Origin of the sequence: Pectobacterium carotovorum, from assembly GCF_900129615.1 — a bacterium.
Lineage (GTDB): Bacteria > Pseudomonadota > Gammaproteobacteria > Enterobacterales > Enterobacteriaceae > Pectobacterium > Pectobacterium carotovorum.
In genome coordinates this window covers 162323-186170 of the sequence record NZ_FQWI01000008.1, presented here as the reverse complement: position 1 = coordinate 186170, position 23848 = coordinate 162323, and the positions used below count along the sequence as shown (strand labels likewise).

The following is a 23848-nucleotide window of genomic DNA, read 5'->3' as shown; positions in this document are numbered from 1 at the left end:
GATCAAGGCGTATCAAGCATCCTTCCTGTTGTTAACGATAATCGTCGCGTAACAGGCGTTGGTATAACGCCAGCGCTTCGGTGCGCGGCAACGCCTGACTGGCGCAGTCGATAAATTTCTCCGCAATCAGGTTGTCCGGCAGCGGGTTCTCCGCGCTGGAGCCGAGTGCGCCCGCCACGCGACGATGATAGGTATTCCCATCATGAGCCACCAGCGTGACGTGCGCCGTATGCGTAGTGGCTTCGTCATGGCAGATCAGCTCAACGCGCGCCATCAGCGACTGCGTGGTTGGGTCGTGTAGTGCTGCATCGTCAATAAAATCATCCAGCGTCAGCTTCCCTTGCACCCAAGCGCGGGCAATGCAGTAATGCAGGCTAAACTTCCCTGCCAACGGTGTATCTGGCGTAGGAATGTTGATATGTGGAAAGCGAATGGGGTGAATGGCAATCTGAATGCGTTCCAAGGATTCGGGAGCTAGCCCAGTTTCCTCACGCAGCGCCAGCAGCCCGTCCAGCGGTGCCAGAATGGCGTAGCAGCAGGGAAAATATTTAAAATTATTGCCTTTTACGGGATCCAGAATATGGGACGGTGCAGACCAGGGTTCGGTTAACGGCGTGGTATCGACGTTTTCGGCTGCACGGTTGTAGACGTTGAAATAGCCGTGGTGATGTTCAAACGCGGTATCTCCCGCACTGTATCCCTGACGCGCCAATAATACTGCCATGACGGCGCTGCGGTTGGCGTGGCCGACCGCCAGTGATTTCGTCTGGCTGCCAAAGTTGGATTTTATACCGGAGGCTAGTGATGCGGTGATTGCAAAGGCGGTCGCCGCTTCTGCTTCGCTAAGCTTCAACAGCACCGCGCAGGCGGCTACGCCCGCGAAAATGCCGACGGACGTTGTCGGGTGCCAGCCGTTGCGATATTGGAAAGGGCTGACGGCTTTGCCCATGCGTGCCGCGGTTTCATAGCCGCACAGATAGGCGTGCAGGATGGCTTCTCCATCGGCTTCCTGCTCATCAGCCAGTGCCAGCAGCGCGGGAAGTACGGCAACGGAAATATGCCCGTGCAGCCAGGAATTGGAATCGTCGAAATCAAGTAAATGTGCGGATGTGCCGTTCAGCAACGCGGCGTCCAGCGCGTTGAGTTTGAGGTCCGTACCGAAAATCCGGCTCTTTCCCTCGGCAGCCGAGGGAACTATCACCGCCCTGAGTTTTTGCGCCCCGTCCTGAATCCCCCCGGCGAGCGTGACGCCCAGCGTGTCAATCACAGCGGTTCGTGCGTGAGCCAATACGTCGGCAGGGAACGTCTGGCGAGAAAATTCCAGCAGATTATGGGCAAGCTGGCGGGCAATGGTCATGAAAGTATCCTGTCGTTATCGTGAAATTTTTTATATCGAATCGTTTATGCCGAACGGCAACGCGTTAGCCCGCTAATAGCTCAGTGAGTGCAGCGAGTGAACCCGGCTGCTCAAAGTGGAAAGCTGCCTGATAGAGTCGATCGCTACGGGCTTCTCCTAACACGGGAATAGTCAGGGCGTCGAACTTGGCGCGCAGCTCGGCGTCGGTCAGTGGATTTTGCGGATGACCACGATAAACATCGGTTTCCGCATGCAATGTTTCGCCGTCTTCCAGTTCGATATCGATAAACGCGGAACTGGCCGATTGCCCCTCGACTGCGTCGATCTGCAAGCGCGACAGCAGTTGGCGCGGTGCCGGGTCGTCAACGGTTTGCTGCGTAAAGTCCGTATCGGTGAGGTGATAGCCGCTCAACGCCAGCGCAATGCAATGTGGAATGCTGAATTTGCTCTCCAGCGGGTTTTGCGGGTTGGCGATCCCAGCGTTCACCATCCCCATTGGATGGACCTTGGCATGAATGCGGGCGATAGCGCGGCCTTTTAGCTGTGGATAGAGCTTAAGTGCGGTTTCGATTGATGCATGCGTTCCCCGACAGCTGGCATACAGCTTGTAGCCGTTACCCAGTAGCTCCCAGCTCTCGCCAAAATCGAGCGGTGGGATAACGGCACTACCGTCTTGCACAAATGTTTTCACCCAGCCATCGGTTTCATAAAAGTGATGGGCGGCAATAAAGCCCTCATCAGCCAGTTCTGCTGCTGTGATGCCGTCCATTGCCGCTTTACCAGCATGAAACGGTTTGCCGTGCGTACCGGATGATTTCTGTAATCCCCCCATCATGGTCGCAGCTGCACCCAACGCATTGGCAATCGCGTTGGGTTCAAGGCGTAGGATAGAAGCGGCAACAGCAGCAGCCCCCGCGCGTCCGACAATCGACGTCGGGTGAAAGCCCCGGCGTTGCAAGTTGCGTCCCACGCCGGGCACCCAGCCGCCACCCAGTCTGGCCATGACTTCAAAGCCGGTGATGAAAGCGATAAGCGTTGTGCGCTCGTCCGCACCGTAGTGCTGCGCCATCGCCAGCGCGGTAGACCAGCACGGGCCGCTGGGGTGCCCCGCGCCAGCCGGATGGGTATCGTCATAGTCGGCCGCATGAGAAAGCGTGCCGTTGATCAGGGCTGCAAGCGACGGTGTGGTTTTCGCACCGAGAATGATTTGCGCATTCCCATTAGCCTGCCAGCGTTGTGCCACGCGCTGAACCGCGCTGGCCGCGTCGTCTCCTACTGCGCCAATAGAGACGCCCAGATAGTCAATGAGCGCTCGCTTGGCCTCGTGCCAGACGGCATCGGGTATCGTAGTCGTGGAGGCGGTGTGAATAAACTGGCTGAGCGCGTTGCCGCGAGGAAACGTCGGGGTGGCAGACATCGTAGAAGCTCCTTAGGCGAAAACGCGATGATATTGCCAGCACAGTCGAACGGTTCTGGGATTCACGTTTTGTCTTGTTGAATGCATTTGTATACAGTGTGTGGCGAAAAGCATATGCAATCGCCCATTCACTGACAAAGACGCTTTTTCGCTAAGCTAAGCACAAAATATGCGATTCGATATCTTGCTAAAGGCAGGGCGTCGGGCAAACTTGAATTTTTCTCAATGCATGACGATCCACGGCGTAGCATAAACGCGCGAACCGCCATAAAGGCGAGGTGTTTTACCCGTCTGCGCGTGCTCCCGTTTTGACCGTCACACGACATATCAAGGGATTATGAACTTAACACTTAACGACAAAGAGCTGGCGCTGTCGCCGTTCGAGATACTGATTAACGCGATCGAGAAGGGCGAGCTGCTGCCTGGTGAACGTTTGCAGGAAACACGGCTGGCGCAGCAGTTTGGGCTAAGCCGTACGCCGATTCGTGAGGCGCTGCATCGGCTTGAAGCGCTGGGATTGGTTGAACCTGGCCCGCAGCGCGGGCTGATGATTGCGCAGATCAGCTATGAGCGGCTGCGTCAGCTTTTCGCCGTGCGTGAAGGGTTAGAGAGGTTGGCGATGGAACTCGCCGTGGCTTCTGCGTCGGCAGAAGAACTGGCACTACTGCAAGATATGGTTGAAGTGGAGAAGACGCTCACCGACAGCAGAAAACTGCACGATCACAATCGGCTTTTCCATCGGCAGATTTACCGGGCGACGCATAATCCCTATCTGAACGAGATGCTGGAAAATCTGCGTATTCATCTGTCACTACTGCGCGGAACCACCTATGAGTCGACGGAACGTACCGAGGAAGCACGGCGTGAACATCAAGCGATTGTGGAAGCGTTGGTGCGGCGTGATAAGGACGCCGCACAAGAAGCGGCTTGTCAGCATATTCGTAACGGTTACCGCGCCCGGTTAAGCATGTTGAATCAACAGCTTTGATAAGGCTGTCGGAAAAACACGACACTCTAGGGGTTCTGCTGTCGCAAAAAAGAGACATTTAATTCATTGATTATTAATGATTAATATTTTACATAACAAATTCGTCTCTGAATGGCGACAGGTTTTGTGAGCGCGATCTCGTTTTTGTCGCCCATCGTGTCTTGCGCTCTCTCCCAGTGGATAAATAAAAATATTATTTATTATTAGCTGGTTAGCTTTATTTCATGCAGTGTTGATAATAAAATTATGCATGTTGGCATAATTTATGCTTAAATAAGCGTGTAGATGCTCATTCCACCTTCTATGTTTGCTTCGGCTTCATAATCCTGGGAATGACGCAGAGCCAATTTGAGGTGCCTATCGTCCAACTCCAGATGAAGATGCAAATCTCCATCGGGCCTTCCGGACATAACGTTGAGTGAGGCACCATTCTGTTGTCTGACAGACCTGATATTTTCAACGCTTACCGTTTATCGGTAAGCGTTTTTTTTCGTCTGAGGAAAATGTTCGGTAACTGCCTTCTGTCGGGCTATGCAGGACGGGTCACACAAAAGAATAAGGCTCCAAAAAAGGAGCCTTATGAAAGGAATCGCGCAGTGACTAGTCGGCAGGCTGCTGTAGTGTGAGTAACAGCCCTTCGCGCCGCATTTGTGCCGCTTCATCCGGCAGACGCAACCGATCGAGTGCGTCTGCACGCCAGGCATAATCATAAGCGTCTGGGCGTAACTCTAGCGCGGTGCGGAAGGCATCGCTGGCCTGCTGCCATTCGCCGTGTTTCATCAGCAATTGGCCTAACGTGCTGCTCAACAGCGGCGTTGCTCCCTGTTGCTTAATGTACTGGTGCAGCACTTTTTCCAGCTGTTCTGGATTACCAGCTTTGAGGCGTGGCATTAGCAGGATCAAGCGTTCGTCATACTGACGTTTGAGACCGTCGAGAATGATCTTCTGGGCGGTATCATGATCGTCACACTCGATCAGATGCTCAACCATCGCGACCTGAAGCGGGATCTCATGGCGAACTTTACGGCTCTGATTATTCCACCATGACTTCAGCCCTTCGCTGCCGCCATCCGCCATCGCCTGATTCATAAGACCGATATAGGCCTGCTGTTGCAGATCCAGCAAACGTTCTTCAGGGTACAGATTGATCTTGCGCATCGCAGGCAGAATATCCAGCAGCGCGCTATAGGCGTGAGTGCGCAGGAAAGCCTGTTCCGCTAAACGCAGAACCTCAGGATGGCGGGGCGCGACCTCCAGCAGTTTGTCCACGCCGTGACGTGCGGCATGATCTTCATTACGCGCCAACTGAATACGCACGCGCGTAATATCCACCGGAAGCTGATCGGTATCTGCAACCTCGGCGGCACGCTCCAGATATTGCTTGGTGCGGAACTCGTCACCGCGCTGCTGGGCGGCTTCGGCAGCCAGCAGGTAGTTAACCACGGGCTGCTCGGCATGGTCGGCATTGCGAGTCAGCAGCTTCTCTACCTGTAAATAATCTCCCTCGGCCAGCTTGAGCAGCGCGGCTTTGGTCTGTTTTCTGGCGCGAGTGCGTTTGCGGCCGAGGAACCAACCGCGCGTGCGGGAACCGGTACGAAAGATCCGGCGGAGCACCCATTCCACCGCCAAAAAGGCGAGGAAGAACAGCACCAGAATGATGACCAGACCGGTTACGCTGGTTTGAATATCGTAGTTATCCGTCTGGATCAGAACGTAGCCTTGGTGACCTGCGACGATCGGGCCGATCACCACGCCTGCGATCAGGATCAGGAACAGCAATAAGACTTTCAGCATGTTCACTCTCCCTGCTGTGTGGCTGGCGCCTGAGCCAGCAGGTTACGAACGCGCGTTTGCATCAGTTTTTCCAACAGCACCTGACTTTGTAGCTCCGTTGGGACATCCAGTGAAACTGACTGCTGGCTTAAGGCATCGAGCTGATCCAAAAAGGCCTGCGTCGTAGGGTCGGTGGTATTGAAGTAGGCGCGAACCCAGGTTGCTGCCGTTTCCAGCGACTGTTTGTACACTTCATTCTGGTGGCGCGGAATGGCCTGTGCGGCAACCAGCAGACGTGAACGGATATTCTCGCGCAGATACACATCCTGATTCGGTGCCAGCAGCGGTTCGGCGGCGCTGTCACGGCGGCGAATGGTGATAAAATCAGCCAGGAAATTGTGCCAACTCTTGCTCAGATTTTGTCGCCACTCGCTCAAAGAGGCGGACAGCTCTGTGCTGTTGGCATCCATCGGCGCTTCATCGGTGTTGTTGTCGGCGAGCTGCAAGTTATCCAACTGATCGGTGAGCTGATTTACTTTCAGTATGATGCCGTCAAAATCGACCTGACTGACGCCTGCCAGCGCACCGATATCGTTGGTCAGCGCACGACGGATTTCTATCAGGCTGGGATCGTTCATTTCCGCCAGACTAGCGTCCGCGCTTTTCAGCAACGCGCCTGCGGTGGTGACGTCTTTGTCGCTCCACAGCTTGCGCCCTGCCAGTTTCACCAGAAAATCTGCCTGAGCGATTAGCCAGGTATTGGTGTCATGACTGGAAAGTGCCGCCAGTTTATCGCGCAGCTCGTCTGACTGACGCGTTAGCGCCTCAAGACGCTGTGCGGCAGTCTCCTGTGTTTTGCTTTGCTGTTGTTGAGCGTCCAGCCACTGCTGCTGCTCTTGCTTGTGCTGCTGCTGTAATGTGTTTAACTGCGTTTCCAGGCGTTGAAGCGCGGCAGTTTCTTTCTGCGCCTGCTGGTGGCCGTGGTAATACAAGCCCGCGCCTATTGCCAGCGCAATCACAATCGCGATCGCCCCTAGCACGGCACCGCTACGTTTGGGCTGCGGTGCGGGATCTTGCTGCTGATGCGCGGGTTCAACCCGTTCAGCAACCTCGTCGGATGGAGCTGTGGGGGTATTGTGTTCCGTCATAATGGTACATCCCATGATCAGGTTTATTGTAGTGCGCGCACGAGCGCATCGTTATCGGCGTTATCGGCCACCCGGATATCGCGCCAGCCAAGCTGACGAGCCTGTTCTGCCAGTCGTTCGCTGACGACGATCAGCTGGCAGCCGAGTAACCAGGAAGCCCGATAGTAATCAGGTACTAAAGTATAGATCCGTTGTAGCATTTCTCCGCTGGTGATCACCAGTTTGTCGATGCCTATTTGTTGCCAATGGCGGCTTTGTTCTAGTCCGTCATAGTGAACGTCTCTGCGCTGATAACATTCACAGTAGGTCACCTGTGCACCGCGTTCGGTTAGCGTTTCCCCCAGCAGTTCCCTGCCGCCGTTGCCACGCAATAATAGTGCATGTTTCCCGGCAACATCTTGTAGGTCAGGCAGTTGCAGGAGCGTTTCGCTGGTTTCGCGCTCAGGCGGATAGGTTACTGGATGTGCGCTGATTTTATGTAGCGCCAGTGCCGTGGTACGGCCGATGGCGTAATAAGCGAGATGGGCAGGCCAGCTGATGCCCGTACGTGCCAGCATCGGATCGGCGTAATGAATCGCGTGTTGTGAAAGTGCAAACACCAGATCGTCTGGGTGCAGTGCCTGCAACAAGGTCGGCAGGCTGGCGAGTTCTCGTCCGGGCGAAAACTCGATCAGCGGGCTGTGCCAGGCGTTGTAGCCGAGCTTTCTTAAACGGGTCACCAGTTGTTCGCCAGTTGGTGACGGACGGGTAACCAGAATAGTCATGATGAGCTTGACCCTTGATAAACGGCTTGAAGGATGGCGCTGGCCCCTTTTGCCAGTAGCTCTTCAGCCAGTGCAATCCCGAGTTGTTCGGCATCGGAGACGCGTCCTCTCCGTTCACCGACGATCATTTGGCTGCCGTCCAGCGCGCCAACCAGCGCACGTAGCCACAGCGTATCGCCTTCCAGTTCGGCGTAGCTACCAATCGGCACCTGACAGCCGCCTTCAAGGCGCACATTCATCGCGCGTTCAGCCAGTACGCGGGCCGCGGTAGCGGGGTGATTGAGCGGGGCAAGGAGTTGACGGACATGCTCGTCATCCAAACGGCATTCGATGCCGATAGCACCTTGTCCGACGGCTGGCAGAGATTCTTCCGGGCTTAACGCACAGCGGATGCGCTCTTCAAGGCCGAGACGTTTCAGACCGGCGACGGCAAGAATAATGGCGTCATACTCGCCGTTGTCCAGTTTTGACAGGCGTGTGCCGACATTACCGCGCAAATCACGAATCACCAGATCGGGGCGTCGGGCGCGCAGCTGGCACTGACGGCGCAGGCTGGAGGTGCCGACGCAGCTGCCTTCCGGTAATTGTTCGAGGCTGTCGTAATGATTGGAAACAAAAGCGTCGCGCGGGTCGTCGCGTTCGCAAATGGTGGTCAGGCCGAGGCCATCTGGGAATTCGACAGGGACATCTTTCATGGAGTGGACGGCAATATCGGCGCGCCCTTCAAGCAGCGCCAATTCCAGTTCTTTAACAAACAATCCCTTACCGCCGACCTTCGCCAGTGGCGTATCGAGGATGATGTCGCCGCGGGTTACCATCGGCACCAGCTCCACGTGTAAATCCGGGTAGAGGTGATTCAGACACTGCTGAACATATCGTGCTTGCCACAGGGCGAGTGGGCTTTGTCGGGTGGCAATTCTAATAATATTGGCTAACATGCTTGATACCGTTTTTATCATTTTCCGCCATCGTATCATTGATGGTGCGTTGGTGTCAGGTTGTGGGCATTAGCGGTGCGCCTTTTAAAACGGTCTGAAATTCGGGTGCCGCAAGTCGAGTAAGAAGCCGTGCTGATGCAGTCAGGTAGGGAAATTCGTAATAAAGCAAGATAGATAAGTCTAACTTTCTTTACTTTCTTTACGCCCAATCAGCAAGGTGTTAAATTGATCACGTTTCCAGCAATAATTCGCTAAACATTCTTCTAATTTCATCATGCGGATTTGGAACACGGGGTTTTTCTAGGCACTGGGATAAATCAGGCGAAACGTCTTGTACTTCTACATCGAGACTTTGAAGCAAAGACTGGATGCGATCAACCAACTGCGTGTTGACCGTGCTCTGGGAGCAATGAAGCCCGCTTTTCAGCAGGTTTACAGTCTTCTGCCCATTTTATTACATCATCATCACCCGTTGATGCCCGGCTACCTTGAAGGCAAGGTGCCTCACGGTATCTGCACTCACACGCCTGATGAAAAGCAGCAACAGTACCTTGATGGCATCGCGTTGCGTTGGGGTCAGTTTGACTGTTCTCATCCGCAGGGTGAACTGCCGATCACGGGCATCTATTCCATGGGAAGTACCTCATCTATCGGGCAGAGCTGTAGCTCCGATCTCGATATCTGGGTGTGCCACCAATCCTGGCTGGATAGCGAAGAACGCCAGCTCTTACAGAAGAAATGTACGCTGCTGGAGCAGTGGGCAGCAGCGCAGGGCGCTGAGGTCAGTTTCTTCCTGATGGATGAAAGCCGCTTCCGCCACAATGAAAGTGGCAGCCTGAGCGGTGAAGACTGCGGCACCATGCAGCACATCCTGTTACTCGACGAATTCTACCGTACTGCCGTGCGTATGGCCGGTAAGCGTATTCTGTGGAATATGGTGCCGGTCGAAGAAGAATCCCACTACGACGAATATGTGCTGTCGCTGTACTCGCAAGGGGCGCTGGCTCCTAACGAGTGGATGGATTTAGGCGGCTTAAGCACGCTGTCGGCGGAAGAGTATTTCGGCGCGAGTCTCTGGCAGCTCTATAAAAGCATCGATTCTCCTTATAAAGCCGTACTGAAAACGCTGCTGCTGGAAGCCTATTCCTGGGAATACCCGGACACCAGCCTGCTGTCGACCGAAATTAAAAAGCGCCTGCATGACGGCGAGATCGTCTCTTTTGGCCTTGATCCTTACTGCATGATGTTGGATCGCGTGACGCACTATCTGACGGCGATCAACGATCCCACGCGCCTCGATCTGGCGCGTCGATGTTTCTACTTAAAAGTCTGTGAAAAGCTCTCCAGAGAAAAAGCCTGTGTCGGCTGGCGTCGCCAGATTCTGAGCCAACTGGTGCAAGAATGGGGATGGAGCGACGAACATTTGGCCATGCTGGATAACCGCGCTAACTGGAAAATCGAACAGGTACGCGAAGCACATAATGAGCTGTTGGATGCGATGATGCAGACCTATCGCAACCTGATTCGCTTCGCCCGTCGCAATAATCTGAGCGTCAGCGCCAGCCCGCAGGATATCGGTGTGTTGACCCGTAAACTGTATGCTGCGTTTGAAGCGCTGCCGGGTAAAGTTACCCTGCTGAACCCACAAATTTCGCCCGATTTGTCGGAGCCGAATTTAACCTTTATTTATGTTCCGCCGGGTCGTGCGAACCGTTCAGGTTGGTATCTGTATAATCAGGCACCATCGATGGATGCGATCGTCAGCCACCAGCCGCTGGAATATAACCGCTATCTGAACAAATTGGTGGCGTGGGCGTATTTTAACGGCCTGCTGACGCCAAGCACGCGTCTGTACATTAAAGGCAACGAGCTGTGTGACATCACGCGCCTGCAAGCGCTGGTGGACGACGTCGCCAGTCACTTCCCGCTGCGTTTGCCTGCACCGACGCCGAAGGCGCTGTACAGCCCGTGTGAAATTCGTCATCTGGCGATTATCGTCAATCTGGAACACGATCCGACGGCGGCCTTCCGCAATCAGGTCGTGCATTTCGATTTCCGTCATCTGGATGTCTTTAGCTTCGGCCAGCAGCAGCAGTGTCTGGTCGGCAGTATCGACCTGCTGTATCGCAACTCGTGGAACGAAGTGCGTACGCTGCATTTCAGCGGCGAACAGGCGGTGTTGGAAGCACTGAAGACCATTCTGGGCAAAATGCATCAGGATGCGGCGCTGCCGGAATCGCTGGAAGTCTTCTGCTACAGCCAGCACCTGCGCGGGCTGATTCGTACCCGTGTGCAGCAGTTGGTGTCCGAATGCATTGAGCTGCGCCTGACCAGTACGCGTCAGCAGGAGCCTGGGCGTTTCAAAGCCGTGAAAGTCGCGGGTCAAACCTGGGGTCTGTTCTTCGAACGGCTGAGTGTCTCGGTGCAGAAGCTGGAAAATGCGGTCGAGTTTTATGGCGCGATTTCCAACAACAAGCTGCAAGGCCAGCCGGTTCAGGTTGAAACCAACCATGTGCATTTACCGCCGGTGGTCGATGGCGTCGCCAGCGAGGGGATCATCCAGTTCTTCTTTGAAGATCTGACAGAAAATCAGGGCTTTAATATCTATATTCTGGATGAGTCGAATCGCGTTGAGGTGTATCACCACTGTGAGGGCAGTAAAGAAGAGCTGGTGCGCGATGTCAGCCGCTTCTATTCGTCTTCGCATGACCGCTTTACCTACGGCTCCAGCTTTATCAATTTCAATCTGCCGCAGTTCTACCAAATCGTACAGTTGGACGGCCGTACTCAGGTGATCCCGTTCCGCAGCAGTGCGCTTTCTCATCTGTGCATTACGCCCGTGGTGGATGATGAAGCGATGACGATGAAGCAGCGGCTGCAAATCCTCTAGTAACGCTCTGATACTCGGTTTTCAGCGTATTCAGGAAGGGATGTATTGATGGATTCGTTGCAACGCCGAAACCTGATACTGCTGGCGCTCGGACAAGGGCTGACCGGCAGTATTATTTCCCTGATGACGCTGTGTTCTACGCTGGTTGGCGTATCGATGACGCCCGTTCCTTTGTTGACCACGCTACCGATTACCGCGACGGTGTGCGGTGCCGCGCTCATGATCTACAGCGTTTCATCGCTGATGACAAAATATGGCAGGCGCAATACGTTCATCATCGGCACGCTGCTAGGGCTGGCTGGCGCGCTTTTGGCGGCGTTGGCGATTGTGCTACACAGTTTTTCCCTCTTTGTCTTTTCGACGTTTGTTCTGGGGATGTCCTGCGCTTTCAATCAGTATTATCGCTTCGCCGCGGCTGAGATATTTACCGACAATCAGCAGAAAAACCGGGCGATCTCATGGGTCATCAGCGGCGGTATTCTGGGCGGTTTTCTCGGCCCGTTCGCGGCCAGCCAGTCTTCTCAGCTCTGGGCACCGTACCCGTTTTTCGGCAGTTTTATCGCGGCGGCGTTCATCTGCGTTATCACGTCACTGCTGTTGCTTGGCCTTAAACTTCCCCCGATGCCCATTGTGACGGCCAGCACCCAGCGTAGCGAACCGCTGGCGGCGATTCTGAAAAGCCGTGCGTTTGTGTTGGGAACGGCAAGCTGTTCCGTCGGGTTTGTGGTGATGACGCTATTAATGAACTCTGTGCCGCTGGCGATGCATCAGCACCACTTTTCCGTCAGCCACAGCGCGACGGTGTTGCAATGGCATTTTGTGGCCATGTATGCGCCCGCGCTGCTGTTAGTGCTGCTGGCGAAGCGGCTGACGCCGATTCAGGTCGTGGTGATTGGCATGGTGTGCAATGTTGTCGGGGTAGCGATAGCGCTGAGCGGTTTGACGTTCTGGCACTTCCTCTTTGCGCTGATGTTGTTCGGCATTGGGTGGGCGTTTATGTTCAACGGCGGGACATTCATGCTGAATGCGTTTACCCATTCCGTGCATAAATCCCGTTTGCAGGGGATTAACTCGCTGGTGATTTACGTGCCTAACGCGCTGGCCTCGTTGTCTGCCGGTAGCCTGATGGCGCTGACCAGCGGCTGGCCGTTGGTCAATATGGTGGGTATCGGCATGCTGTTGTTGCTGGTTCTGGGGTTGATAATTCTGGGACGGCGCTGATGTGTGGAGCGCCGTGAAGTCGTTGAAAGACCGTTACCCGAAGTGAACGGTTTCCCCAGCCTGAGCCGAACAGGCCGCTGACAGCAACGCGATAAAATCTTCACCGCTGCGGTCGCATACCCAGCGTGCTCCCTGACGGTTGAAGTGATAACCGCCTGCTTTGGTCGCCAACCAGATTTGGTGTAGCGGCTCCTGCCGATTAATCACGATTTTGCTGCCGTTTTCAAAACTCAGCGTCATCACACCGCCGTTGGTTTCGTAATCGATGTCGGCATCACCCTCAAACCGATCCAGCGTTTCTTCCAACTGAAGCATGAGTTCGTCGGCTAATTGGTGGAACTCGCTATCGTTCATTTTCGATTCCTATTGATTTTCATGATCCACCTGCGATTATAGAGAGCATACGAGTATTAATGACAGGTCTTAACGTGATGAAGAACGTATTTCGCCAGTCTTTTCTGGTGTTAGCCGTAGTGAGTTTATTCGGTTGTGGTCTGAAAGGTCCGCTTTATATGCCTGCCGATGGCAAATCCGGTGCGTCAACGACTCAGCAAAATGAGAACCAGCCGCCGCAAAAGAAAACGTCAATGCGTCCTTAGTGCGTGACGACAGTAATAAATAACAGGTCACGCGCCCGGTTAAGCAAGCGGGGGAGTCAGGATAATGCAGTTCGCTAAGATGCACGGGTTAGGCAACGATTTCATGGTTGTTGATGCCGTTACGCAAAACGTTTATTTTTCACCCGAATTGATTCGCCGTTTGGCGGATCGACACTGTGGTGTAGGGTTCGACCAACTGCTGGTTGTCGAGCCGCCCTACGATCCTGAACTGGATTTTCATTACCGCATTTTTAACGCGGATGGCAGCGAAGTGGCACAGTGCGGTAATGGCGCGCGCTGCTTTGCTCGCTTTGTCCGCTTGAAAGGGTTAACTAACAAGCGTGACATCGCCGTCAGTACGCAGACGGGCCGGATGGTACTGTCGGTGACGGACGATGAACTGGTGCGCGTCAACATGGGCGAACCGAATTTCGAGCCGCAACAGGTGCCTTTTCGCGCGGTCAAAGCGGAGAAAACTTACATCATGCGTGCCGACGAGCATACGGTGCTGTGTGGCGTGGTGTCGATGGGCAACCCGCACTGTGTGATTCAGGTTGAGGATGTGGACACGGCGAAGGTGGAAACGTTGGGGCCGCTGCTGGAAAGCCACGAGCGTTTTCCCGAGCGCGCCAACATCGGTTTTATGCAAATTGTTGATAGCCACACTGTCCGTCTGCGGGTGTATGAACGCGGTGCGGGAGAAACGCAGGCGTGCGGTAGCGGCGCGTGTGCTGCTGTGGCGGTAGGGATCCAGCAGGGGTTATTGTCCGCGAACGTTCGCGTATCTCTGCCGGGCGGGGAATTGGATATCCAGTGGGATGGGCCGGGACATCCGTTATTCATGACCGGGCCTGCAACGCATGTCTACGATGGATTTATTCATTTATGAAGAATGTCGAGGAACAGGCAGAACGCGAGATCGCACTCAGTGACGAGATGGTTTTGCAGTTCCTGCAACAGAATCCCGATTTTTTTATCCGCAATGCGCGTCCCGTCGAGCAGATGCGCATTCCCCACCCCGTCAGGGGAACCGTGTCGCTGGTGGAATGGCAGTTGGCACGTCAGCGTAACCACATTACTCAGCTTGAGGAAGAAATCACGCTGTTGATGGAACAGGCGGGCGCGAACGAAGTGTTGTTCAATCGCCTGCTTGGGTTACAAACCGAATTGGCCTCTGCGGACAGCCTGACGGACATGCTGGAGCGCTTGCAGCGCTGGGCGCGTCAGCTTGGCCTGGCGGGCGCAACCGTTCGTCTGTTCAGCGATAAATGGCGTATTGGTGCGCCTTCTGGGTTTACCCATCTTGGGCTTAATCGCTCCACCTTTGAGCCGTTGCGCATTCAGCGCTTCGGGCAAAAGAATCATTACCTCGGCAGCTTGAACGGGCCTGAACTGTTGCTCCTGCTGCCGCAGGCCAGGCAGGTTGGGTCGGTCGCGCTGTCGCTGATGGGAAATCATCACGATTTGGGCGTGCTGATTTTCAGCAGCCGCGACAGTCACCATTATCAGGATGGCATGGGAACCGTGCTGCTTCAGCAAATGGCCATGATGCTACCAGCGATGCTGGCGCGCTGGGTTGAGCGGGTATGAGCCGGCAGCCCGCGCCATCGGAGGTTCCTTCTTCTTCGCCGTTACAAACCGATGTTGATGCGTTCCTGCGCTACCTGAAAGTCGAACGTCAGCTAAGCCCGCTGACGCAGACCAGCTACTTACGCCAATTGTCAGCGGTTATCACGATACTCTCCGCGGCGGGTGTGGCTGACTGGCGCAAGCTGGACGCCTCTGGCGTCCGTTCCGTGGTGTCCCGCAGTAAGCGCGATGGGCTACATTCCAGCAGTCTGGCGCTACGTTTATCGGCATTACGCAGTTTTCTCGACTGGATGGTGTCACGCGGTGTGCTGGTGGCAAACCCGGCTAAAGGGGTATCTACGCCGCAAGCGGGTCGTCCATTGCCCAAGAATATGGATGTGGATGAGACGAATCGCCTGCTGGAAATCAATTTGGACGATCCTCTTGCGGTGCGCGACCGTACGATGCTGGAAGTGATGTACGGCGCGGGGCTGCGTCTTGCGGAGCTGGTCGGTATGGATTATCAGCACATCGATCTGGCAAGCGGTGAAATCTGGGTGATGGGGAAAGGCAGCAAAGAGCGCAAATTGCCGATAGGAAAAACGGCGGTAACCTGGCTGGAACGTTGGCTGGCGCTGCGTGAGCTGTTTGGCCCGCAGGATGATGCCGTGTTTATCTCCAATCAGGGGCGACGCATTTCGATGCGCAACGTGCAGAAGCGTTTCGCCGAATGGGGAATTAAGCAGGGCATCAATAGCCATGTTCATCCTCATAAATTGCGCCACTCCTTTGCGACGCACATGCTGGAATCCAGCGGCGATTTACGAGCGGTACAAGAACTGCTTGGTCACGCTAACCTGACCACGACGCAGATTTACACCCATCTTGATTTTCAACATTTAGCCTCCGTGTACGATGCTGCGCATCCACGCGCCAAACGAGGGAAACCCTGATGCATTTTTACCGATCTCTTGGCCCGATCCGGGCGATCACGTTCGATCTGGATGACACGCTGTACGATAACGCGGACGTCATTCGGCGCACGGGGCAAGAGTCAATCCACTTTCTGCAACAGTACCATCCTGCACTTCGTGACTTTCAGGCGGATGACTTTCAGAACCTACGCCAGACCTTGCTTGAGCGCGAGCCGGAGATCTATCACGACGTGACCGAATGGCGTCGTCGTGCGGTTGAGCTGGCGATGCTAGAACGCGGCTTGAGCGCCGCCGAGTCGAAGGATGGCGCAAAAGCCGCAATGGAAAACTTCGCCCACTGGCGTAGTCAGATTGCAATTACCGAAGAAACGCACCAGACGTTGGCGGCGTTAGCTGAGAAAGTGCCGCTGGCAGCGATCACCAATGGCAACGCAGAACCACACCGGTTCGGCCTCGATCGCTATTTTTCTTTCATCCTGCGCGCTGGCCCGCACGGCCGTGCTAAGCCGTTTGATGACATGTACCATCTGGCGGCGCAAAAGCTCAACCTGCCTGTTCATGAGATCCTGCACGTAGGTGACGATCTCACGACCGATGTCGCAGGGTCGATCCGCTGCGGTATGCAGGCCTGCTGGATTAACCTGCGTGAAGGCAGTCTGACGCAGATTGGCGATGCCCGACTGCTGCCGCATATTGAAATTTCGCGGTTGGCATCGCTGTCGGCATTGCTATAATCACTGCATTAATCTGTATAAATCACCAGTGGAAATGCCCCTTGGGCGGTGTTTCCCGCCACCGGATAACCCGTACCTATGGACGTTTCTGATCTGCTCGATGGCCTCAACGACAAACAGCGTGACGCGGTAGCCGCGCCGCGCAGCAATTTATTGGTGCTGGCAGGGGCAGGCAGCGGCAAAACTCGGGTACTGGTACATCGTATTGCCTGGCTCTTGTCCGTCGAAAACTGCTCACCGTATTCCATCATGGCAGTGACGTTTACCAACAAAGCGGCGGCGGAGATGCGCCACCGTATCGACCATCTGATCGGCACCAGCCAGGGTGGCATGTGGATTGGTACTTTCCACGGGCTGGCACATCGCCTGCTGCGTGCGCACCATATGGACGCCAATCTGCCGCAGGATTTCCAGATTCTGGACAGCGACGATCAGTTGCGCCTGCTGAAGCGCCTGATTCGGGCGCTCAATCTGGATGAGAAACAGTGGCCACCGCGTCAGGCGATGTGGTTCATCAACGGGAAGAAAGATGAAGGCCTGCGTCCGCAGCACATTGAAAGCTACGGCAACCCGATCGAGCAAACGTGGCAGCGTGTGTATCAGGCCTATCAGGAAGCGTGCGATCGCGCCGGACTGGTAGATTTCGCCGAACTGCTGCTGCGTGCGCACGAGCTGTGGCTGAATAAGCCGCATGTGCTGAACCACTATCGCGAACGTTTTACCAATATTCTGGTGGACGAATTTCAGGACACCAACCGCATCCAGTATGCCTGGATCCGTATGCTCGCGGGCGACAGCGCCAAGGTGATGATCGTCGGGGATGACGATCAGTCTATTTACGGCTGGCGTGGGGCGCAGGTCGAAAATATTCAGCTGTTCCTGAAAGATTTCGCCGGCGCAGAAACGATCCGTCTGGAGCAGAACTATCGTTCGACCAGCAATATCCTGAAAGCGGCGAATGCGCTGATTGCCCACAACGGCGGGCGACTCGGCAAGAACCTGTGGACCGATGGTGCAGAGGGCGAGCCGATTTCGCTGTATTGCGCGTTCAACGAGCTGGATGAGGCGCGTTACGTCGTCAACCGGATTAAAGCCTGGCAGGAAAATGGCGGTGCGCTGAGCGATAACGCCATTCTGTACCGGAGCAACGCCCAGTCGCGCGTACTGGAAGAGGCGTTGTTACAGCAGAGTATGCCGTACCGCATCTACGGCGGCATGCGCTTCTTCGAGCGTCAGGAAATCAAAGATGCGCTGGCTTATCTGCGTCTGATCGCCAACCGGAACGACGATGCGGCGTTCGAGCGTGTGGTGAATACGCCGACGCGCGGCATCGGCGATCGTACGCTGGACGTGGTGCGCCAGACGGCGCGCGATCGTCAGCTGACGCTGTGGCAATCCACGCGGGCGCTGTTGCAGGAGAAAGTGCTGGCTGGGCGCGCGGCGGCATCGCTGCAACGCTTTATCGAACTGATTGATGCGTTGGCTTATGAAACTTCTGAACTGCCGCTGCATATTCAAACTGACCGGGCGATTAAGGATTCCGGCCTGTGGAGCATGTACGAACAGGAAAAAGGCGAGAAAGGGCAGGCTCGAGTAGAAAACCTGGAGGAATTGGTGACGGCGACGCGCCAGTTCAGCTATCAGGAAGAAGATCAGGATCTGATGCCGCTTCAGGCTTTCCTGTCGCATGCCGCGCTGGAAGCAGGCGAAGGTCAGGCTGACGCCAATCAAGACGCCGTGCAGCTTATGACGCTGCACTCGGCGAAAGGGCTGGAATTCCCGCAGGTGTTTATCGTCGGTATGGAAGAAGGCATGTTCCCAAGCCAGATGTCGCTGGATGAAGGTGGGCGTCTGGAAGAAGAGCGTCGTTTGGCTTATGTCGGCGTCACGCGTGCGATGCAAAAGCTCACGATAACCTACGCGGAATCCCGTCGTTTATACGGCAAAGAAGCCTATCACCGGCCTTCCCGATTTGTCGGCGAACTGCCGGAAGAGTGTGTGGAAGAAGTGCGGCTACGCGCCAGCGTCTCCCGCCCTGTCAATCACCAGCGCCTCGGCACACCGATAACGCAAAACGACAGCGGCTACAAATTGGGGCAGCGGGTTCGTCATGCCAAGTTCGGCGAAGGCACGATCGTGAATCTGGAAGGCAGCGGCGATCACGCCCGCCTTCAGGTTGCGTTTCAGGGGCAGGGCATTAAATGGCTGGTCGCCGCCTACGCCAGACTGGAAACGGTGTAATCGTCACGATGCGGCTGGGAGTATGACGGGGTTATATAACTTATAAAAACCCTGTCTTAGTCTTTATCGTCATTTTCGACAATGCTAGGTGGCCTGCCGCGTATCCATGGATGTGTGGTATCACAATAAAAAAGGAGCCTGCCCATGACGCTAGACCAGATTATCGCCGAGTTACAGAAGAAAAAATGGGTCGATCTCACGCATACGGTGACGGAGTCGATTCCTATTTTTAGCGCATTTGAAGGCGTATTGCAGCGTAAGACCTTATTCAACGTTGAAGAGCATGGCTTTTTCGCTCAATCTGTGACGTTTGCGACACAGACGGGAACGCATATTGATGCGCCGGGGCACTTTGTCGCAGGTAAGCGCTATCTGGATCGTATTGATAATAAAGAGCTGTTGCTGCCGCTGGTGGTGATCCACAAGCAAGACGCCGTCGCGCACGATCCCGATTACCGCCTGTCGGTTGACGACATTCTGACGTTTGAGCGCGAATACGGGGAAATCCCGTCAGGCAGCTTTGTCGCGTTTGCCAGCGGCTGGAGCACGCGCTGGCCTGATATTGACGCCTTCGCCAATAAAGATGAAGAAGGCAACAGCCATACGCCGGGGTGGTCGCTTGAGGCACTGACGTTCCTGTTTGAAGAGCGCGGCATTAGCGCGGTGGGGCACGAAACGCTGGATACGGATTCCGCCGCGGATTTCCGTCGCAATAACGGGCTTATTGGCGAGTTCTTCGTGCTGAACCAAAATGCCTGGCAGGTTGAGGTCCTGAATAACCTGCATCAGCTGCCGTCTACCGGCGCTTATATTCACGTCAGCTACCCTAATTTCGCTGGTGCGCCCGGCTTCCCCGTCCGTGCCATCGCCTATTTACCCGACAACGCTTAATCGATAAACGCAGTTCTTTTTTTACTCCTAGGACTGCGTTTTTTACCACTTTCCGCGCCGAATTTATTGGATAAACCTTATCCATTTAACCAATATTTTACAGCGTGTTTCAGCCGCGGTTTTAAAGTTGAAGTCTTTTTCATCTCGGCGTAACATGCGCGCATCATTATTCTCGGAGGACTAACGCCTTGGACACACCCAGTCGATACTGGCTCACTAACCTGTTCATTAGGTACAACTTCTAAGGCTATCTTCCTCTGCTGATAGCCTTCGTGGTTGTCAGCGACGCTGTTTTTGTCGCTACGAGTCAGATCCGTCGAACGGACTGAAACCTGCTGGTGACACCTCACCTTTGTTTCTGTGCTTCAATCGCGTTGTCCATCTCTGCTACTGAAAGGGGAGCTATGGCCCATGCTGAGCGCATTTAAACTGGATAATTGCCGTTTATCTCGTCTGGAACTGGATGACTCCGATGATCTCACCACGTCAGTTTGGGTCGATTTGATCGAGCCGGAAGACGATGAGCGTGAAAAAGTACAAAACGAACTGGGACAAAGCCTGGCAACCCGCCCGGAACTGGAAGACATTGAAGCGTCGGCACGTTTTTTTGAAGACGAAGACGGCCTGCATATTCACTCCTTTTTCTTTTTTGAAGATGCTGACGATCACGCTGGCAACTCCACGGTGGCGTTTACTATTCGCGATGGTCGTCTGTACACCTTGCGCGAGCGTGAGCTGCCTGCGTTCCGCCTGTATCGCATGCGCGCCCGTAACCAAACGCTGGTGGACGGCAATGCTTACGAGCTGCTGCTCGACCTCTTTGAGACCAAAATTGAGCAGTTGGCGGACGAGATCGAGAACATCTACAGCGATCTGGAATCGCTGAGCCGCATCATTATGGAAGGGCGTCAGGGTGAAGAGTACGACGACGCATTGTCCACGCTGGCGGAACTGGAAGACGTGGGCTGGAAAGTGCGCCTGTGTCTGATGGATACCCAACGTGCGCTGAACTTTCTGGTGCGTAAAGCCCGCTTGCCATCCGGCCAGTTGGAACAGGCGCGCGAAATTTTACGCGATATCGAATCTCTGCTGCCGCACAACGAATCCCTGTTCCAGAAAGTTAACTTCCTGATGCAGGCGGCAATGGGCTTCATCAATATCGAACAGAGCCGGATTATCAAGATCTTCTCGGTCGTATCCGTGGTGTTCCTGCCGCCGACGCTGGTGGCATCCAGCTACGGGATGAACTTTGAGTTTATGCCGGAACTGAAGTGGTCGTTTGGCTATCCGGGCGCGATTGTGCTAATGATTCTCGCCGGACTGGCACCGTACCTCTACTTCAAACGTAAAAACTGGCTCTAAGTTTTCACCGGTGCGCCTGATGGAGATTAACCATCAGGTGCATCGCGTTTCTTCCCTTCAATGCAAAACTCCTTTCCTGCTTGATAGTTTGCGACCTTACTATTCCTGTTTATTCTCCAACTATTCTGTTTATACTCGTCATACTTCAAGTTGCATGTGCGTTGGCTGCGTTCAGTCACCCGAATCACTTACGTGAGTAAGCTCATCGGGATGAGGGAGAGACATCCTGTCTCTCACCGAAGGCCAGCCGTTGGCTGGTCAAATTCGTTCCCGACGAATTTGTCCTTCGCTTGCCGCGTTATTCGGCCTTATGGCCTCACCCCTTCGGGGTCAGCGCAAGCGCTGTTCAAAAACGCCTTGCCGTTTTTGTCCTGAAACTCGAATTATTTAGAGTATGGAATGGTGGACTGCTTTTCTGTTCTTGCTTTCTATTTTTACTCTTTATTCCTAAACAAGGGTCGTGTGCATGAAAGGGATGTCACCGTGGGTGCAATGGGGAATCCTGCTGTCGGTCTCATTAATTCTGGGGTTTGGGCTACAGATTTACCACGTTCCCGCCGCGCTGTTGCTGGGACCGATGATGGTCGGCGTCGTCATGGGGTTAAACGGTGCGACGATTCGTATCCCGCCCGTCTGCTTTGCTGGCAGCAATGCCGTTCTGGGCTGTCTGGTTGCACAAAGCCTATCATTTTCCATCCTGAAACCGCTGATGAGCGAATGGCCGCTGGTGCTGTTCATTCTGCTCGCGACGCTGGCTGCCAGCGGGCTATCTGGCTGGTTACTGGTCAAATTTAGCGAGCTGCCCGGAACGACCGGAACCTGGGGGGCATCGCCGGGCGGTGCGTCTGCGATGGTCGCGATGGCCGGAGAGTTCGGTGCGGACGTGCGGTTGGTCGCCTTCATGCAATATTTACGCGTACTGATGGTCACCGCTTCTGCCGCGTTTGTGGCACGCCTGAGTTTGGGCGACGAGGCGGCGGAAAACAGCGCGATGCTGGTCTGGTTTCCCGCACTGGACTGGCGCTTTCTGGCAACGCTCGGCGTGGCGTTTGGCAGCGCCTGGCTGGGAAGACGTTTGCGCATTCCATCCGGTGCGCTGTTAGGGCCAATGATTATCGGCTCGATGCTGCATGCCAGCGGCACCTTGCAGCTGCAAACCCCGGAGTGGCTGCTGGCGTTGGCCTATGCCTTTATCGGCTGGAGCGTCGGGCTCTGCTTTACTCGCCCCATCTTTTTACTGGCGATACGCACGCTGCCGCACATGATGGCGTCGATAGTCGGATTGATGCTGCTGTGCGGTGGAATGGCGTGGATGGTGACGAAAATGATGCCGGTGGATATGCTGACCGCCTTTCTGGCGACCAGCCCCGGCGGGCTGGATTCGATTGCGATTATCGCCGCAGGCAGTCGGGTCGATATGGCGTTTGTCATCGCCATGCAGACGCTGCGGCTGTTTTCGACGCTGTTGTTCAGCCCGATCTTATCGCGCTTTATTTCCCGTCGTGTTGAGGCAGGGACGTTGTAGCTGGCGTGCGCCGTAGCTTACGCTGCGTATAAAGCGCATCCAGAATAAACAGCGCCAGCGCACCCCAGATAAAGCCAAACGTCACTAGCTTGTCGCTGCTAAACGTTTCACCGTAGAACACCACTGCCAGCATAAACATGATGGTAGGGCCGAGGTACTGGAAAAAGCCGAGCGTCGACAGGCGCAGACGCATCGCTGCCGAGGTAAAGAACAATAGCGGTACCGTGGTGACGATGCCTGCCGAGAGCAGCAGCAGATTCAGCGACCAAGGGTTGGCTGTCAGATGGCTACTTGGCGTGTCGGCAATAAAAAACAGATAAATGACGGCTACTGGCAGCAGCCACAGCGTTTCGATCAGCATGCCGGTTTGCCCGTCGATGCCAATCTTCTTACGCAGCAAGCCGTATAAAGCGAAGCTGAATGCCAGCCCGAGCGCGATAATCGGCAACGATCCAAACGTCCACAGCTGAACCAGTACGCCAGTCACGGCAAGCAGCACGGCCAGCCATTGCAGGCGGCGAAAGCGTTCGCCCAGAAAGATCATGCCTAACATGACGTTGACCAGCGGGTTGATAAAATACCCCAGACTAGCTTCCAGCATGTGATGGTTGTTGACTGCCCAGATATACAACAGCCAGTTTCCGCCGATAAGCACCGCCGTTAATGCCAACAGAAACAGATGCTTGACGTTGCGGCAGGCTAGGCTCACCTGACGCCACTTCCGACCGATGGTCAGCAGGATCAGCATAAAGAAGAATGACCAGATAATACGGTGCGTCAGTATTTCATTGGGCGGAACGTGCTCAAGCAGCTTGAAGTAAACGGGAGCAATTCCCCAAATGAAATACGCGGCGAGGGCGAAAAAGATCCCCTCACGGGTTTGTTGCGCGTTCATGGGTGACTCGATAAGGACGGCGGGAAAACGCTAAGTCTACCCAAAACGGTGAGCGCTTTCACGTAAAGTGTTGATGACAATTTTTTCTAACGTAAAGGTTACCCGACAATATAGGTTGCGGTGGCGCTGGCGAGATGTGAACCCTGTTCGTTATGCAATTCGGCGCGTGCAACGGCGATTTTATTGCCGCCGCGCAGCAGCGTGCTGGTAATGGTGAAGTGTTCGCCATAGCCCGGACGCAGATAATCTACCCGCATATCAATCGTTCCCATGCGGGCGAGCCGATGATGAAACTCCTGATCGCTGATCGTCTCATGGCGCAGCAGCGTGTTGCCGACGCAGACCAGTCCTGCAGCCACGTCCAGCCCGGCAGCAATCACGCCGCCATGCAGGATTTTTTGTGCTGCGTTGCCGATGAGCTTCTCTTGCCGGGCGAACGTCAAGACGGCTTTGTCGGCTTCAAATTGCTGTAACTCAAGGCCCAGCTCAATGTTGAAGGGCATTTTGTAAATGAAAATCTCCCCAACGAGCTGGCGCACTGTCTCTCTGGTTAGTGTGGTTCCGTGAAACGATGGAATGTCAGCCATAGTGGTTTCCTGTT

The 23848-nt window shown here is 54.9% G+C and carries 22 protein-coding genes; 13 read left to right on the top strand and 9 right to left on the bottom strand.

Features of this window, described 5'->3' with window-relative positions:
- Positions 1 to 31: 31 nt before the first annotated feature.
- Together BUB06_RS16485 and BUB06_RS16480 are read right to left on the bottom strand one after the other, a co-directional pair.
- Positions 32 to 1357, bottom strand: coding sequence for an MmgE/PrpD family protein (locus BUB06_RS16485; RefSeq protein WP_039474228.1), 1326 nt, complete (start codon positions 1355 to 1357; stop codon positions 32 to 34).
- Between the two features lie 64 nt (positions 1358 to 1421).
- Entirely contained in the window at positions 1422 to 2774 is a 1353-nt protein-coding gene (locus tag BUB06_RS16480) for an MmgE/PrpD family protein (protein WP_039474226.1), read from the bottom strand.
- 337 nt (positions 2775 to 3111) lie between these two features.
- Between BUB06_RS16480 and BUB06_RS16475 the strand changes: the two genes are divergently transcribed.
- A complete protein-coding gene (locus BUB06_RS16475) occupies positions 3112 to 3762 on the top strand; it encodes a GntR family transcriptional regulator (protein ID WP_039474223.1) in 651 nt (216 codons plus the stop codon).
- Positions 3763 to 4362: 600 nt separating this feature from the next.
- Here the strand turns inward: BUB06_RS16475 and hemY are convergent.
- From hemY to hemC, 4 genes are read right to left on the bottom strand one after another with little or no spacing between them, the layout of a single operon-like run.
- Positions 4363 to 5556, bottom strand: coding sequence for a protoheme IX biogenesis protein HemY (gene hemY / locus BUB06_RS16470; protein ID WP_039474219.1), 1194 nt, complete (start codon positions 5554 to 5556; stop codon positions 4363 to 4365).
- Positions 5557 to 5558: 2 nt separating this feature from the next.
- Positions 5559 to 6683, bottom strand: a complete 1125-nt coding sequence (gene hemX / locus BUB06_RS16465; protein ID WP_039474215.1) for a uroporphyrinogen-III C-methyltransferase — start codon at positions 6681 to 6683, stop codon at positions 5559 to 5561.
- A gap of 23 nt (positions 6684 to 6706) precedes the next feature.
- Positions 6707 to 7447: a uroporphyrinogen-III synthase gene (hemD, locus tag BUB06_RS16460; RefSeq protein WP_039474212.1), complete on the bottom strand. Its 741-nt coding sequence runs from the start codon at positions 7445 to 7447 to the stop codon at positions 6707 to 6709.
- Entirely contained in the window at positions 7444 to 8385 is a 942-nt protein-coding gene (hemC, locus tag BUB06_RS16455; RefSeq protein ID WP_039474209.1) for a hydroxymethylbilane synthase, read from the bottom strand. Before hemC ends, hemD begins: the two co-directional genes overlap by 4 nt.
- Before the next feature lie 331 nt (positions 8386 to 8716).
- Here hemC and BUB06_RS16450 point away from each other — a divergent pair, with 331 nt between their 5' ends.
- Together BUB06_RS16450 and BUB06_RS16445 are read left to right on the top strand one after the other, a co-directional pair.
- Positions 8717 to 11275, top strand: coding sequence for a class I adenylate cyclase (locus BUB06_RS16450; protein ID WP_010294567.1), 2559 nt, complete (start codon positions 8717 to 8719; stop codon positions 11273 to 11275).
- Positions 11276 to 11323: 48 nt separating this feature from the next.
- A complete protein-coding gene (locus BUB06_RS16445; protein WP_039474206.1) occupies positions 11324 to 12496 on the top strand; it encodes an MFS transporter in 1173 nt (390 codons plus the stop codon).
- Positions 12497 to 12529: 33 nt separating this feature from the next.
- On the opposite strand, the gene cyaY is transcribed toward BUB06_RS16445, so the two are convergent.
- On the bottom strand, positions 12530 to 12850 hold the full coding sequence (gene cyaY / locus BUB06_RS16440; RefSeq protein WP_039474203.1) for an iron donor protein CyaY: 321 nt from the start codon (positions 12848 to 12850) through the stop codon (positions 12530 to 12532).
- A 59-nt stretch (positions 12851 to 12909) separates the two neighbouring features.
- Here cyaY and lptM point away from each other — a divergent pair, with 59 nt between their 5' ends.
- From lptM to BUB06_RS16395, 10 genes are all read left to right on the top strand, one after another.
- Positions 12910 to 13095, top strand: a complete 186-nt coding sequence (lptM, locus tag BUB06_RS16435; RefSeq protein ID WP_010294557.1) for an LPS translocon maturation chaperone LptM — start codon at positions 12910 to 12912, stop codon at positions 13093 to 13095.
- Positions 13096 to 13159: 64 nt separating this feature from the next.
- On the top strand, positions 13160 to 13984 hold the full coding sequence (gene dapF, locus BUB06_RS16430) for a diaminopimelate epimerase (protein ID WP_039277685.1): 825 nt from the start codon (positions 13160 to 13162) through the stop codon (positions 13982 to 13984).
- Positions 13981 to 14685: a DUF484 domain-containing protein gene (locus tag BUB06_RS16425; protein ID WP_039474199.1), complete on the top strand. Its 705-nt coding sequence runs from the start codon at positions 13981 to 13983 to the stop codon at positions 14683 to 14685. Before dapF ends, BUB06_RS16425 begins: the two co-directional genes overlap by 4 nt.
- On the top strand, positions 14682 to 15617 hold the full coding sequence (xerC, locus tag BUB06_RS16420) for a tyrosine recombinase XerC (protein WP_039474195.1): 936 nt from the start codon (positions 14682 to 14684) through the stop codon (positions 15615 to 15617). Before BUB06_RS16425 ends, xerC begins: the two co-directional genes overlap by 4 nt.
- A complete protein-coding gene (gene yigB, locus BUB06_RS16415; RefSeq protein ID WP_010294547.1) occupies positions 15617 to 16333 on the top strand; it encodes a 5-amino-6-(5-phospho-D-ribitylamino)uracil phosphatase YigB in 717 nt (238 codons plus the stop codon). Before xerC ends, yigB begins: the two co-directional genes overlap by 1 nt.
- Before the next feature lie 78 nt (positions 16334 to 16411).
- Positions 16412 to 18574, top strand: coding sequence for a DNA helicase II (uvrD, locus tag BUB06_RS16410; protein ID WP_039474192.1), 2163 nt, complete (start codon positions 16412 to 16414; stop codon positions 18572 to 18574).
- Positions 18575 to 18718: 144 nt separating this feature from the next.
- Positions 18719 to 19465 carry a cyclase family protein gene (locus tag BUB06_RS16405; RefSeq protein ID WP_039474188.1) on the top strand — a complete coding sequence of 249 codons (747 nt, stop codon included), beginning with the start codon at positions 18719 to 18721 and terminating at the stop codon, positions 19463 to 19465.
- A gap of 188 nt (positions 19466 to 19653) precedes the next feature.
- On the top strand, positions 19654 to 19710 hold the full coding sequence (gene ysgD, locus BUB06_RS22480) for a YsgD/CorL family protein (RefSeq protein ID WP_349814568.1): 57 nt from the start codon (positions 19654 to 19656) through the stop codon (positions 19708 to 19710).
- A 166-nt stretch (positions 19711 to 19876) separates the two neighbouring features.
- On the top strand, positions 19877 to 20827 hold the full coding sequence (corA, locus tag BUB06_RS16400) for a magnesium/cobalt transporter CorA (protein ID WP_039466184.1): 951 nt from the start codon (positions 19877 to 19879) through the stop codon (positions 20825 to 20827).
- A gap of 466 nt (positions 20828 to 21293) precedes the next feature.
- On the top strand, positions 21294 to 22352 hold the full coding sequence (locus BUB06_RS16395; protein ID WP_039474184.1) for an AbrB family transcriptional regulator: 1059 nt from the start codon (positions 21294 to 21296) through the stop codon (positions 22350 to 22352).
- On the opposite strand, the gene rarD is transcribed toward BUB06_RS16395, so the two are convergent.
- Together rarD and BUB06_RS16385 are read right to left on the bottom strand one after the other, a co-directional pair.
- Complete coding sequence (gene rarD, locus BUB06_RS16390) at positions 22318 to 23247, bottom strand: EamA family transporter RarD (RefSeq protein WP_010294537.1); 930 nt, start codon at positions 23245 to 23247, stop codon at positions 22318 to 22320. The two genes, BUB06_RS16395 and rarD, sit on opposite strands and share 35 nt — an antisense overlap.
- A gap of 98 nt (positions 23248 to 23345) precedes the next feature.
- The gene (locus BUB06_RS16385) at positions 23346 to 23834 is read right to left on the bottom strand and encodes a thioesterase family protein (protein WP_039474180.1); all 489 of its coding nucleotides are present in this window, start codon (positions 23832 to 23834) and stop codon (positions 23346 to 23348) included.
- Positions 23835 to 23848: the final 14 nt, after the last annotated feature.